10 protein-coding genes and 3 pseudogenes are annotated in these 13,738 nt (G+C 64.3%); 4 read left to right on the top strand and 9 right to left on the bottom strand.

Annotated elements, in window-relative coordinates; genetic code table 11:
- Positions 1-47: 47 nt before the first annotated feature.
- The 5 genes and pseudogenes from fxsT to VAB18032_RS32690 all read right to left on the bottom strand — a co-directional run.
- Positions 48-2,768 (bottom strand): FxSxx-COOH system tetratricopeptide repeat protein, encoded by a 2,721-nt coding sequence (gene fxsT, locus VAB18032_RS31465; protein ID WP_148272188.1) that lies wholly within the window; start codon positions 2,766-2,768, stop codon positions 48-50.
- The gene (locus VAB18032_RS33440; protein ID WP_081476010.1) at positions 2,765-3,958 is read right to left on the bottom strand and encodes a trypsin-like peptidase domain-containing protein; all 1,194 of its coding nucleotides are present in this window, start codon (positions 3,956-3,958) and stop codon (positions 2,765-2,767) included. Before VAB18032_RS33440 ends, fxsT begins: the two co-directional genes overlap by 4 nt.
- 3 nt (positions 3,959-3,961) lie before the next feature.
- Positions 3,962-4,264: a CU044_2847 family protein gene (locus VAB18032_RS33435; RefSeq protein WP_223165728.1), complete on the bottom strand. Its 303-nt coding sequence runs from the start codon at positions 4,262-4,264 to the stop codon at positions 3,962-3,964.
- Positions 4,265-4,514: 250 nt separating this feature from the next.
- A pseudogene (locus VAB18032_RS30405) lies at positions 4,515-4,760 on the bottom strand (transposase); the annotation flags it as partial.
- 114 nt (positions 4,761-4,874) lie between these two features.
- A pseudogene (locus VAB18032_RS32690) lies at positions 4,875-5,013 on the bottom strand (IS5/IS1182 family transposase); the annotation flags it as partial.
- Between the two features lie 397 nt (positions 5,014-5,410).
- Here VAB18032_RS32690 and VAB18032_RS32035 point away from each other — a divergent pair.
- Together VAB18032_RS32035 and VAB18032_RS29885 are read left to right on the top strand one after the other, a co-directional pair.
- Entirely contained in the window at positions 5,411-5,587 is a 177-nt protein-coding gene (locus VAB18032_RS32035; protein WP_223165727.1) for a hypothetical protein, read from the top strand.
- Between the two features lie 3 nt (positions 5,588-5,590).
- Entirely contained in the window at positions 5,591-6,181 is a 591-nt protein-coding gene (locus tag VAB18032_RS29885) for a hypothetical protein (protein WP_013731329.1), read from the top strand.
- Positions 6,182-6,503: 322 nt separating this feature from the next.
- On the opposite strand, the gene VAB18032_RS03160 is transcribed toward VAB18032_RS29885, so the two are convergent.
- The 4 genes and pseudogenes from VAB18032_RS03160 to VAB18032_RS33430 form a co-directional block, all read right to left on the bottom strand.
- Complete coding sequence (locus tag VAB18032_RS03160) at positions 6,504-7,418, bottom strand: IS5 family transposase (RefSeq protein WP_013731328.1); 915 nt, start codon at positions 7,416-7,418, stop codon at positions 6,504-6,506.
- Positions 7,419-7,520: 102 nt separating this feature from the next.
- Positions 7,521-8,042 carry a helix-turn-helix domain-containing protein gene (locus VAB18032_RS03155; RefSeq protein WP_013731327.1) on the bottom strand — a complete coding sequence of 174 codons (522 nt, stop codon included), beginning with the start codon at positions 8,040-8,042 and terminating at the stop codon, positions 7,521-7,523.
- A 350-nt stretch (positions 8,043-8,392) separates the two neighbouring features.
- Complete coding sequence (locus VAB18032_RS29880) at positions 8,393-9,178, bottom strand: ATP-dependent DNA ligase (RefSeq protein ID WP_269764248.1); 786 nt, start codon at positions 9,176-9,178, stop codon at positions 8,393-8,395.
- Between the two features lie 40 nt (positions 9,179-9,218).
- Positions 9,219-9,470 (bottom strand): annotated as a pseudogene (locus VAB18032_RS33430) (ATP-dependent DNA ligase); the annotation flags it as partial.
- A 450-nt stretch (positions 9,471-9,920) separates the two neighbouring features.
- On the opposite strand from VAB18032_RS33430, the gene VAB18032_RS29875 reads away from it, so the two are divergent.
- Together VAB18032_RS29875 and VAB18032_RS03140 are read left to right on the top strand one after the other, a co-directional pair.
- Positions 9,921-11,756: an Hsp70 family protein gene (locus tag VAB18032_RS29875; RefSeq protein ID WP_232510658.1), complete on the top strand. Its 1,836-nt coding sequence runs from the start codon at positions 9,921-9,923 to the stop codon at positions 11,754-11,756.
- Between the two features lie 4 nt (positions 11,757-11,760).
- Positions 11,761-13,710 carry an AfsR/SARP family transcriptional regulator gene (locus VAB18032_RS03140; RefSeq protein WP_013731324.1) on the top strand — a complete coding sequence of 650 codons (1,950 nt, stop codon included), beginning with the start codon at positions 11,761-11,763 and terminating at the stop codon, positions 13,708-13,710.
- Positions 13,711-13,738 lie beyond the last annotated feature (28 nt).

The raw sequence follows: 13,738 nt of genomic DNA, 5'->3' as shown, positions 1-13,738 counted from the left end.
GAGCAGCTCCGCCATCCGGATTACCTGCAAGAAAGAAAGACGAAGCGCTAGTCAAGTACCTCCACCTGCTGCAAGAAAAGACGGCGACGCGTAACAGACGAGGTCTCGTCATCCACATGCGAGCGCATGTCGTCTACAAAGCTGCGCGTTCGGCTCACCAGGGAGCCGCTCTTGTCCCGAAGAAGCGTCAGTTCTCGGACCACCCCCACAGTCTTCGGATGCTTTGGTCCTAGAGTTTCTTCAAGGACTCGAACCAAGCGCTCAAAGAGCTCTGTCGCATGTCGCGGGTCGCCGGAACGACGCGTTATCGAGGCAAGATTGTACAACGCCTCTATGGTAGATGGATGGTCTACACCAACGGCATCTCTTCTGCGGCCGTAAGCTCGCTCAGCAAACACGAAAGATGCGGGCAATTCATCGTTGTCATCGCTAAGTGCGGCCAGCAGGTCGAGGGCGCTCAGCGTCAAAGGATGGTACTCTCCTAATACTCGCTCTGCGCAGTTAAACGCATTCTCGGCCAGCGCCAGGGCCCCTTGGAAATCACCTCTTTTCCGTAGAATTTGCGCCAGCCCAAGAAGACTAACCACTGTTTCCGGATGCGCTGAGCCGTACTCGATGATCTTGTCGTTGAGGACCTCTCGATAGCCTGACTCTGCGGCCGCCACGTCCCCTAGCTCGCCACGAACGCTAGCCCAATTGTGCCGCGCAGCGACCAAGGCCGAGAACAACTCGAGCTCCATTGACGGCGCAACTTTAATGCTATTCGAGTGCAGCCAGCGGTAGATCTCATCGGCATCGATGAGGCGACCTGAGTCGGCTAAAGCCGCAGCGACGTTGCTGGCGAAAGCTACGAGCGGTCCGTCTACAGCAGCTTCAGGCACACGAGCCAATCTCCGCTGAAAAATTTCGACGCCAACCTCAACAGCTCGCGCCCAATCGCCTTCATCTGCCCATACGACAGCAAGATCATTCAGAATTACATCGCTAACATCAGCCGGCGATGTCGCAGAGCGCAGAATGGCGGACGCTGCTCGTTGTAAGTACAGCAAGGACGAGCGACTGTCACCACGAGAGTATAAGTACTTCCCGAGGCGATGCAGCAATAGCTGCGCCGACAGTTCTTCGTACCTTGCCGTGTTGTCCAGCACTGAGGCAACGTGTGGCGCTAAGGCACCGCAGATTCGCCACGATCTTCTGTCATCCGCTTGCTCGGGGAAAGCAACTTCCAGCCACTGAATTAGACGCTGCCTAACGACATTTTGCCTAACAGCATCCATCCGAGAGCGCATAATCTGCTGGACTGATGGATGAATGACCGCACTCTCGTCGGCCGCGAACTCGATCAACGCGTAGCGAGACAGCGTCCGCAGCGGACGCACCGATATCTTTAGTGACGGCTCCAGCTCTCGCAATAGCCTAAGTTCGATTGGGCTGCTGTCCAGAAATGACAAGTACTCGAGGATACTTCTTGACCAGGGCTCGGCTTCTGTGACCGTGTCCATAGAGAGCATGCAGGAGGCTTCGAGGACATCCATGACACGGTCCTCAGCCGAGGGCTTGCGCAGACGACCAAGCCGGAAGTTGTTGCCCTTTGACCGTCGACGGTATCTACCTATTCGACGAAGGTATTCTCCAAATCCTACGCCAGTTGCCGCGATATACGCCGATGCTTGCTCCAGTGCGAGCGCCAGGCCCCCGAGCTCACGGGCTACTTTCTCGGCGCCGTCATCGTCGGTTGCCCCGGTCCTGGTAAGCAGGAAATGTACTGCTGATTCAACCGGGAGCACATCGACGGAGACAGGGCGAACGTTAGCTGGAACCTTCGAGGGATTCCGTGCGGTTATAAGGACATGCCCGCGCCCTTTTGAGGGAAGCGCGCGCTGAAGGGCTTCCGGTTCCTCGACATCGTCAAAAACCAAAAGCCACTTACTGTCCGTCGCTTCTAACCACTCTCGAACCTTGGCGCCAGCTTCTCTCCACCTACTACTCGATGGAGCCCAAACTCCAAGCTCTTCACCTAACCGCGCGAGATCCTCATTCATTGCCGACTGCGCTGATGAGCGAACCCACCAGATCAAATCGTAATCCTTGCGATGCCGATGGGCGTACTCTGCAGCTAGACGACTCTTACCAACACCACCCTGACCGGTCAAGCCATGCGTCAGGATAGCTCGCCCACTACTTGTTGCCTCCTGGTAAAGAAGATTGAGTAAGTCGTTTCGGCCGGTGAAATAGGCCCTGGAATCAATGGGAACATGCCAAACAGGGGCGGCGGTTCCTCTATCGCTACCTTGAGAACCATCGGAGGAATCTACGTTTTGCTCCGAGATCAAGACATCGATTCTCCCTGCCGCTCGTGGTTCCGGCAGGGGGAGGCGCTTGATCACATGATTGATCAGCGACGGCGATAGCATTTCCGGCAGAAGGACTTCGAAAGGCCCGAGGTAAAATGTAGTGTCAACACTATCCAACACAATCGGCACAATCGGTACAGACCTGCCAATAGTGCAAGTTATCCAGTCGTTTCGATTAAACCCAGCCGTATCCACGTAACGTCGGCTTAGCAGGACAACCACGGCGTCGGAGGTTGAGGATGCATGGTCGAAAATCTCTACAAAGTCGTGGCCGGGCCGAACGTGCAACGCATCAAGCCACACGTCACATCCCGCAGCTTGGAGCCTCTGTCTGACTTCAGCTGCACCTTTGGCATCTTCAGAGGCATAGCTCACGAAGACCTTGGTGGGTCCGCCGCCCTCGTTGCGAGTCATACACCACCCTCGATCCGCTGCCTGTCCGCTAGCGTAACTTGCGCTAGGCGTGAGCGCGATAGCGTTGTCGGCTTCTGGCTTATCAGACGTTCGGCTGGAAACCTCGGCGCCGGCAGTCTGGGGCGCTCGGTCGCAACCAGGCCCGCTATCAGAGCCTCCCGAACCTCGTCCTCCGTCTTGTATCCTCGAAGATCGATCGGCTCGATATCATATAGAAAGTTGGGCATCTTCGCGGAACCGACGCGCACAGGAAGGACTATTCCCGGAATCTCACCGCCTTTCATCCAATCCATCTCCATCATGTGCGAAGGGGAATCGCATTTGAGAGTGGAGCTTGAGAGGACTAAGAGAGTATCCGGGTACTTCTCATGCGCAGCCCTGAGTAGCGGCACGTAATTCATTCCAGGGAGAATGTATTCGCCGCGAACACGCGCGCCGATACGCTCACCTCGTAGAACCCCACCCACCCATCGCGCAATCTCCAAATCGACATTACTATGGCTGATACAGTATCCATCACGGGGTTCGCCTCCGGCAGCTATCGTCAGCTGGCTTTCGCTGAGCGACTGGAGGTGATTGGAACGCATCAGTATCGCAGAAATGGGAGTGGCGTAGACGGTGCCGCCAGCAGCGAGATCAGGAGCGTCTGGCCTCTGCGGATTCCACCGGATTACTCCTGCGGCAGCCTGTCGACCATCGCCCACGAGGACTGGCGCGCCGCTGTATCCATGAAGGGATAAGGTCGCAGCCTCAACACAATATAACTGCAGCGCAGGAGCATTGTTGAATATTTTGCTATTAGTGTCTACAATGTGACCCGAGATTGCCCTCCAATGCTCCCCGAAGTCCCGGCTTCGCGGCCAACCGATGCTTGTAAATTTAGCTTGAACAGATACCTCAGATATCAACTGAAGTGGCTCTAAGTCTTCCGGAAGCCCTTTTTCTAACTCCAGTACCGCAACGTCGATATCGGGCATTGAATCGACAACACAAGCACCGACAAAGCGTCCGCGAAACCAGATACTAACCCGCTCATGTCGGACCGCTCCGATTTCTCGGTCCCCGACACAGTGGAATGCTGTCAGGGCAGTTGTAGAGGAAACCGCAAACGCGCTTCCCACCAGATCATCTGCTGAAGGATTTTCTACGTCCAGGCAAATTCCACCTATTGCCGGGTGCGCTTCGGCCATCAGCTACTCGCGGCTCCAGCTCAGTGAGACCTCAAAGCTCGCACCAGCCGTAGTTCGGGAAACGATTACACCCGCCTCAGCCTCTAGATCGAGAGAGAACGAGATTTGGGCCTCGGTGAGGCGCCAAGTGTCCTCCGGGCTTCCCGCTCCGGCCGCCGCGAGCCTCTCTTGCAGGCGCCCGGATACCTCGATGATCGAATCACCTAGATCATTGATGCGATCTTTGAGATTCTCAATCAGCCTTCCCCCAGCAAGATCACCGCGCGCTCCGCCTTTCGGCACTACTTGCACATGAAGCTCAGTCATGTTCGCTCGGACCCCCAGCGCCTCAGCCGCAGCAACGGAGTTTACCAATGGCTTTCATGCGCGCAAGATACTAGTCCTGAGGCTTGAGCCCTGCTTGGCCCCAGCCAGAAAGGCTACTGGTGCGGTTTGATCCGATTTGGCATACTCGGTCGCCCTCGGGACATAACTCGAAGCTGATCAGTCGTTAATCCGACAGTCGATGTGACTATTTGACAATGACACCCCGGGTCACGTCCGTAAGAGACGGCCATCACGGGATCCGGTCTGATGTTATGCGGCGATCGGGGCTGGGTCGGTGTGGTCGGCGTCGTGTTGGCTGGTGTCGATCGTGATCAGGCGGGCTTTGGTGAGGCAGACCCATGTAGCGGCGGCCTTCGGTCAATTCGTCGGTCTGCTCGGCGAGGACCGCGCCTACGAGATGGATGATCGCCGGGCGGTTGGGGAAGATCCCGACGACGTCGGTGTGGCGTCGGATCTCTTTGTTCAGGCGTTCCGATCGAAAATCGCACCTGGACCCTTCACATCCCGCTACCTGATAGCGCGCGGATTCATCCAAGCGCGCCCCACAACCGACACATCGATATGCGGTCGGTGGTACAGCCAAAGCAGCAAGCGACCACTGCCTCCCCAGCCGAGTGTCAGTGATCACGCTTCCGCCACGCTCGGCGATCAGCCGGACCAGCCTGCGGAACTGGGTGGCTGCAGCCCGTGCACGGGAAGATCCACTCCGGGTGGGCCGCCGAGATCACCTACACGTCGACATCCTCCACCACGGACATCCGACCGAGTTGCGAGACGTCCCTTAGCTAGATTCCCGCGTAGTACGCCCTGGTTTCGGATTTCCGCCAGTGCAGCTGGAGCCGCACTTGGTCTGGCGAATAGACATGCGATGACCTGGTCGTAGACGGGGGCGAGTACGACACTCTCCGGGTGATCGGGCGTGCATTCACCGGGGTAGCCATGGTTTGCGACCCCCGTTCGAGCATTGGCCTTACAACTCAGCGCGACCTTGTCAGTGTCAAGGGCACCTGAGAACTGGCACGTCGATCCGAGCGGACGATGGCCGGGGCGGATGCCGACGGGCAATATCTTTGTATGGCGGCGGTGGAGTCCTGGTTCATCGGGGGACCGGTAGACGGACGAATGATGCCGGTGGAGACGACCGCAGCGGGCGTCCTCCCGGCGGTGGTGAGGATGCCGCAGGCTGGCATGTACGTCGGTGCATCTGAGTCCGCAGCGCCAGTGCTGGAGCATCTGTACGCCCAGAGCGACCGCTGGGATGACGTCCAGGTGTACTCGTACCAGGGAATCGCCGAGGCGTAGACGATGGGATCCGACGAACTCCTCGACGCGGAGCAAGTAGCCCTTATGTGGCTGAGGCACGCTCTCGGCGACTTGTACGTGCACGACTGGGCCCTGCTTCGTCACCGAGTCGGCGAGCGAGCGCTGACCGCTCGCCTCGCCCATCACCTTGTGTCGCACGTGGATCCCTCGTGGCACGTGGACGCCGAGTACGACCGACAAGGCACCGATGGAGCCATGAAGGTTCGGGACAAGGCCAGGAGGACGCGAATGCAGCCGGACCTTGTCGTCCACCGACGAGGTCTGCGGGGTAGCGAGAACAACCGGCTGTTCGTTGAGGTCAAGCGCCGGTGGCAGCAGCCGGGTGGGGATGCCGATGACATCGACAAGGTGCGTCAGGCCGTGACCGAACATCGGTATCAGGTAGCGGCAGCTGTCGGTATAGGCACGACGGGAAGAGGGTTTTCGCCGGTCTGGACCGTGTACATCCCCTCGCGGAGGCCGCAAAGCGGTACCCGCAGGAAGGCTACATTGGTGACGTGGACGGAGGCGGTATTCGATGAGGCGGAGCTCGTAGCTCTCGAGGTAGCTGCCCGACAAGCCGGAGCGTATTAGGGGATCTGCGAGATGGGATCAAAGGGTACCCCTTGCCCGGGTCGCTCCGCGCATGGCAGCAATGCACATACTCGGCACACTCGCCCGCGCCGATTACCTCGCCCGCGCACTTGTGTCGATCGCGCTCACTCCGCGAGCCGCCGGTCGAACCGCAGCCGGCCTGCCGCGTCACGGTCCGCTCGCTGCCGACCTGGTGTCGGCGGTGAGGCCGGACAATGACCGACGGACCGTACGACAAAGTGCCCAGTCAGCTCGGCTGCTGACGCCTGGAGGGTCTGGAGGGTGAGGTTAGGCCCTCCGGCGGCTGGGGCGTGGGAAAGCGCTAGGCAGTGTCTCGAAGTGCGTGTAGCCACTCGTTGATCACGGTGACGTGGATGGTGGCTTCGTAGCGGACGGCCAGCTTTTCGTATCGGGTGGCCAGCCCGCGGTGGCGCTTGAGGCGGTTGATGCCGCACTCGACGGCGTGCCGCTGCCGGTAGACCTCGGGGTCGAAGGCAGGTGGCCGGCCGCCGGCGGAGCCCTTGGCCCGCCGGTGGGCGTCCTGGTCGACCTTGCTCGGGATGCAGGCCCTGATCCCTCGGCGGCGCAGGTAGGTCCGGTTGGCGCGAAAGGTGTAGGCCCGGTCGGCGATGACCCGGTCAGGTCGCACGCGAGGACGGCCGACACCGGGTCGGGGCACGCGGATGCCGGCCAGCACGGCGGTGAACTGGGGACTGTCACCGCGATGCCCGGCGGTCAGCAGCATCGACAGCGGTTTGCCGCCCTGCTCGCAGGCCAGGTGCAGCTTGGTGGTCCAGCCGCCACGGGAACGGCCGAGAGCATGGTCGCCTGGTTCGGTGCCGACTCCGCCGGGCGGCTCGATCTGCTGGTGCGGGCGACGACGTGCGCCCGCGGCGTGCTGATGGGCCCGAGCGATGGTGGAATCGACGCTGACGTCCCACGTGATCAACCCGGCCGCGTCGGCGCGAGCCTGCAACTCGGTGACGATGTGCTGCCAGACCCCGGCCCGCTGCCAGCGTCGGAACAGCGCGTAGATCGCTTGCCAGGATCCGTAGCATGCCGGCACGTCCCGCCACGGCGCACCGACGCGCACCCGCCACCGGATGCCGTCGATGAGTTGCCGCTTGCTCCACTGCGACGGTCGGCCTGGCCGCTTACCCGCAGGCAGCAGCGACTCCAACACCCTCCACTGGGCGTCGGTCAGGTCGTGCCGCCTCGTCACCGCTATGGTGGCCACGAGGTTTCCGGTATTCAGGTTCTTCTTGGTCGATGAACCCTCTACCGGAGACCTCGCTATCTATCGATCACCGACACGCCGCACCCGACTTCGAGACACTGCCTAGAGGTCGAGGATCGTGCGCATCTTCGTCGTGAAGTCGGGGTCGGTGCTGGCCTTCCACGTCTTCGTGGCCTGCCACGACACGCCACGTTCGTGCAGGATCCGCCGCAGGGTCTCGACGCTGACCGTCGTGACGTAGCCGGTCTCGACCAGGTAATCGCGCAGCTTGGCAAGCGACCAGCAGGAGAAGGGCTTACCGAGGAAGCGGGGGTCGCACCGGGCGATGACGCAGATCCAGTCGCCGATCTGCTCATCGATCCGTCTCGGTGCGCCCCCGCTCCATTTTGGGTCCAACGCGTCGAACCCCCGCTCGTTGAACGCGTGGATCACGTCCCGCACATAGTCCTCGGTCGCCTTCAACAGGTGGGCGATATCCGGGGCCGGCTGCCCTTGGGCGGACATCAGCACCACGATCGCCCGCCGCAGCTTCACCGGGTCCTTCGCCGTCCTGGTGATCCGCTGCAACCGCTGACCCTCGGCCATCGACACCTGCCGGACGAACACCTCCGGCCGTCTACCCACCCGGCACCACCTCCCACAGCCTCAGGCACTGGGAGACAGCCTGCCCGACACGTCCTCAGAACCGACGGATTACACGATCAACGTTCAAAGACGCGGCACTAGGCCGCCATTTGTCGCCCCTTATCGCTTCTTCTTCCGGAATTCACGAACACCCCCAATTGTGGTTGCCACTCCTGCCAGGATCTGCAAAGAACCGGCGAGTAACGAGTACCAGCCATCTTCATAAGCCAGAATCCAGGCCGCGCCTGCGAACCAAAGAAGCGCGACGGCCAATAGGGCCCAACCGATCGCTCTTCGCCGAATTCGCATCAGCAATTCCCCTTATCGGCATCTAAAGTGCACCTATGGATCTAACTCTGTGCACGCAGGTCGTTTACGTATATGTCCACATTCGTGGTGACCTTGTCTAGGACATGCGGCGCGGAGGATGCGACATCACGGAGCGTGGAGTTGGCCCTTCTAGCCGGGCCTCCAGCCTGCAACATCCGACGCTTCCAGGTCCAGCCTGACGCGAAGTAGCGTTGCAGGATGACCCACCGGCCGTGCTCCCACGCGATGTCGGCGCTCACCTCTACCACCATCACCGGCTCCACCGCGATGTAATCGACGGCCTGCGGCCGGTCGAACCGTCCGAGCCAACCGGCCGGTAAGGGTCGGGGCCACGGATGCCCCCGGCTAGGGCCATGCCAGGCGACGACCGGCAGCAGGGTGCCGAGTTCGTGGCGCTGTGCCGTGGACAGCGGGACGGTGTGGCCGACGTAGCGCAGCCTGTCGTGTTGGTCGAGCCTGCCGAGCAGGAGCGCGATCGGGTCGGTCAGGCGACCGATGACACCTCCGACGATCGCCTCGACACTCACCCGTTTCTTAATCTTGAGCCAATCGGCTCGCCCCGGCCGGTAGGTTCCTGTCAGTGCCTTGATGACGAGCCCTTCGATGCCGGCGTCCGCACCATGGGCGTACCAGGTCAGGGCCACGTTCGTGTCGATGGTCTGCGGGCAGAGGGGCAACTCCGCGGGGCCGTCGGTGAGCAGCCGCGGCAGACGCGCCCGCCGCGCCGCCAGCGGTAGACGAAGCACTTCGACGCCGGCTTCCTGCAGCACGTCGAAGATCACCAGGTGAGCGGGGTGCCGGCGGATCTCCTCGATGAGGTGGCGGCCGGCCGTGCCGTTGCAGCAGGCCGAACTCGTGGCCTCGGTCGCTCTCCCAGGCCACGAGTTCCCCGTCGACGACCGTGCCGGGCGGCAGGGTCATGGCCAGGTGCCTGCAGACATCCGGGAAATAGGGGTGAAGCGGCCGTCCCGCGCGAGATTGCAGAAAGACGTCCGTCGTGTCGACGAACGCGGTTCCCCGCCACCCATCCCACTTCGGCTCCGCAGCAGCCCCAGGCCGACCCAAATCTGGCAGACGAGTGGTCGGCCTCGCTCGCATCGGCTCGATCGGCGGCCTGAGCAATGTTCCCCCAAAGCGCTATCGCACCAGGGGTGGCTTCACACCATAGGCGAACCCTGTCAGCGCCAGCGGTTGAACGCCGACCGACCGCACCAATAGTGGCAGCGCGGGCCTGCCGATTCCGCGGTGAACGGACATGTTGGCCGTAGGCGCCACCTGCAGCGAGCCGTCGAGTCATCTGTGGCTCGATGCCAAGCGACGCCGCGAGGCGCCTCACGTCCCGTGGTAGAACCTGAACCGGGCCCTGCCCGGTCGGATCGGCTGCTGGTGCCTGGAGCTGGGTTCGGTAGGAGCCGATAAGGTCTCGCTCGGGCGGTCGCGGGGTGTGTTTGAGGCGTGACGTGAATGTGATCCTCATGTTTGACTGTCGGTATGCGTGCGGGTCAGGCACGACTGGCGATCGATTGCGGAAGCGCCACGACGACCGCGGTGCTGGCGTGGCCGGACGGTTCGTGGTCGCCGCTGTTGTTCGATGGCGAGCCGGGTCTGCCGAGTGCGGTGTTCGTCGCCGACGGCGGGACCGTGTTGACGGGGCAGCGGGCGTGGCAGGCCGCTCCGGCTGACCCGGGTCGGTTCGTTCCTCTTCCCCGGCGTCCTGCTGATGATCGGCTGGTGGTGGCCGGTGGTGAGGTGGCGCCGGCGGATCTGGTGGCGGCGACGTTGCGGCGGGTCGTCGACGAGGCCCGGTCGGTGGCGGGTGGCCCGGTGGAGGATGTGCGGTTGGTGGTGCCGGCCGGGTGGGGGCCGCGGCGGCGGACGTGGTTGCGGCATGCCGCGCACCGCGCGGGTCTACCCCAGCCGCGGCTTGTGGAGGCTCCGGTGGCGGTGGCCTCCCACCTGCTCGCCGTAGGGGTGCAGGTGCCGGTGGGTTCCGTTGTCGTGGTGTGTGATCTCGGTGGCGGCGCTGAGGTGAGTGTGGTGCGGCGCGGTCCGGTCGGTTTCGAGGTCCTGGCCACGCTCGCTGACGTCGACGCGGGTGGTGACGCCATCGACCGCGCTTTGACCGCCGTGCTGCCGGAGCCGGAGTCGCCGTCGGACGGGTGGGTGTTGGCGGCGAGTGTGCGGGCGGCGAAACATGCCCTGACCGAGCATGCGGCGGTGACGGTGCCTGTGCCGGCGGGACCGGCGGTGGTGCTCAACAGTGTCGTGTTGGAACAGGCGGCGCGTCCGGTGCTGTCCCGGGCCGCGGGTCTGGTCCGTGATGTGGTGGCCGCGGCGGAGGTCGATCCGGCCAGCATTTCCGGGTTGTGGTGTGCGGGTGGTGCGGCGAGGATGCCGCTGGTCGCCAAGGTGATGTCCACGGAGACGGGGTTCACGCCGCTGCTGGTGCAGGATCCTCTGCTGGCCGCCGCTGCGGGGGCGGCGGATGCGGGTGGGCGCAGTCTGGAGCAGGTGTCGGAGGTTGTGTCGGAGCCGGTGCCGCCGATCCGGCGGGCGGTGGAGATCGCGGTGCCGGGGTTCGCGTCGTTGGCGCTGGTGACGCACATGCTGCTGACCCCGATCTGGAACAGCGGCCATCTGCGGCCGTGGGCGATGCTGAACTGGGGTGAGTTGGCGATGGCGGCGGTGTTCGCCGTGCTCGCCTGTCTGGGTGCGGGTACGGTGCTCGGCTCGTCGCTCGCCTCCCGTACCGACACGGGGGTGCCGTTGTCGCCGCGTGCGCAGGTCGCCACTGGCATTGTGACCGCGGCGTGGCTGGGTGTGGCCGTGGCCGGCATGTACGCGGTGGTGGGTAGTCAGTACATCGGTACGCAGTTGGGCCCGTTCCTGCGTTGGGCGTTGCTGCCCACCGTTCCGTTGTTGGTGGTGGCGGCCGTGTTGGCGTTGATCGCCGCTCGGCAGTGGCGTAGTCCGCGTGGCGGCTGGTCGGAGTTCCTGGCTTTTCCCGTGTCGTCGGTGGTCGCGGCCACCGCCGGGATGCTGGTGATCCAGTGGTCGGTGACCGCGCCTCGGATGCAGGACATGATCGTGTGGCTGGATCTGGCTGGTCGTGTCGGTGGTCTGCTGATGGGTGTCGGTGTGATCACCGCGCTGGTGTCCCGTCTGGCACTGCGTCTGGTTCTGGGTGCTCCGTTCGCGATCCTCCTGGCCGCGCTGGTCAGTCACCGCACCACGGGGATCCTCGCGGTCATCTACACCATCGCGGTGACGATGTGGTGGTTGCGCCGGTTGTGGTCGCGCATCATCCATCCCGGCCCCACGACCGGCCAACCTGCGGCGTTCCCGCCGGGACCGCCCGCGGTCGGGCCGGGTCGGGTGGGGTGAGCTGATGCGGTGGCCGCGACGGCTCGCGTCGGCGCTGATGGTCGTTGTCCTGCTGGTCGGTCCGCCGCTGCTGCTCGTACGGCTGGTCGGCTGGCCGGCGATTGGTGGTCCTCGTGTGGCGATCTGGGGGTGGGTTCGTGATCCGCTGACCGAGCAGAACCTGGTTCTGATGGTGGTGGTGCTGGCCTGGGCGTTGTGGGCCTTCGTCGCCTACACCGTCACCGTCCGGACGGCGGTGCGGCTGTGGGCCGGTGTCCGGTGGCTGCGCCGCCTGCCTTTGCCTACACCGTGGCAGGCCACCGCGACGGGTGTGGCCGGTGCGGCCGCCCTGACCATCGCAACCCCCAGCACCCTCACCAGCGGCCCCGACCATCCCGCGACGGAGGTGGGTGCCGGCTACATTCACGACCGGGACGGCGTCGATCAGGCCGCGAGTAGCGATGGGGTGGTCGTGGTGGGCGGGTGGCTGCCCCGTGCGGTCGCCGACCAGGTGGGCGTGGCGGTGGGGTTGCTGTGGCTGCGTCGCCGTCTGGCCTACCGCCCCCGCCGGGCGAGCGAGGACGCGGATGATTTGGCGCCGCTACCGGCCACCGTGGCTGCCATCCAGGCCGCCACCACCGTCCGGCCCGACTCACCCCCACCACAGCCGTCGGCGGTGGTGGGAGTTCTGCCGCCGGGGTTCCCGGCGGCCGGTGTGGGGTTGAGCGGGCCGGGAGCGTTGGCCGCCGCCCGCGGGCTGCTGGTCACGGTTCTCCTGGCCGCGTTACGCCAGGACTCCGCCCGGTTGGTGATCACCCGCCGCGCGGCGCAGGTGTTGCTCGGGCCGGAGGCAGCCTTCCTTCGTCCCGGGTCGGGGCTGTGGATCGCCGACACCGTCACGCACGCCACCACCATGGTGACCGCCGCATCACAGGCGGCGCCTTCCTCGCCGGGCGGGCGGTCGGTGCTGATCCTCGACGGGCCGCCCCCGGACACGCTCGTCACCGAGGTGGCGACCGTGGTCGTGTTGGCCGACTGGCCGCAAGCGACGACCTGGCATGTGGCGGCCGACGGTTACACCCAGGCCCTCGACGCGATGGCGTCTGGCCCGCGGGTGTGCGTGCTGGACCCGGTCGCCGCGGCGGATCTGCTCACCGTCACCGGCCACCTCAATCCAATCGTCCGCGATGCCCGACCGCAGCCCGTCCCGCAGGCACGGATACCGCGCCAACCAGGTCCGCGCCACGATGGTGGCGAGGTGGGTCGGCGGTTGCGGGCGCGGGTGTTGGGTGAACCGGTGCTGCTCTGCGACGGCACGCCTCTGCTGCTGCGGCGCACCGCGGCCCGGCAGGCCCTAGTCTTCCTCGCCGTGCACGTCGACGGCGTCGACAGTCACGTCATGGCCGAAGCCCTCTGGCCAGGGCTGCCCGCGCATCGGCTCACCGGCCGCCTCTACACCACCCTCAGCGAGCTCCGCACCGCCGTACGCGCCGCCACCGACCTACCCCTGATCGACCGGACCGGTGACCGCTACCGCCTGCACCCCGACCACGTCGACGTCGACCTGTGGCACCTGCGCGCCGCCGCCGCTCACGCGGCGTCCACCCTCACCGATCCCGCGACGGCGTGGCGGGCGGTCATCGACGCCTACACCGGGGACCTCGCCGCCGGGCACAGCTGGCCCTGGCTCGACGCGTACCGGGAAACCGCCCGCCGCCTGGTCCTTGACGCCTACACCGCCCTGGCCGACACCGAACCCGACCCCCGACGCGCCCTCGCACACCTCCAGGACGGCATCCGCGTCGACCCGTACAACGCCGACCTGCACCAGCGAGCCGTGAACATCCTCGCCGGGCTGGGTGAGCACACGGCCGCCGCCGACCTGGCAGAGCGGTACAAGCGGGGTCTCATCGCCGCCGGCCTCAATCCCGACCACGTCCTCCAGGTCGCGCTCCTACACGGCCGCACCACCTGAGCGGACTCCGCCGCTGCGGCAGGAATCT

The organism is Micromonospora maris AB-18-032, assembly GCF_000204155.1.
Lineage (GTDB): Bacteria > Actinomycetota > Actinomycetes > Mycobacteriales > Micromonosporaceae > Micromonospora > Micromonospora gifhornensis.
Note: the sequence above shows the minus strand (reverse complement) of the source record. Positions and strands in the feature narration are given on the sequence as shown.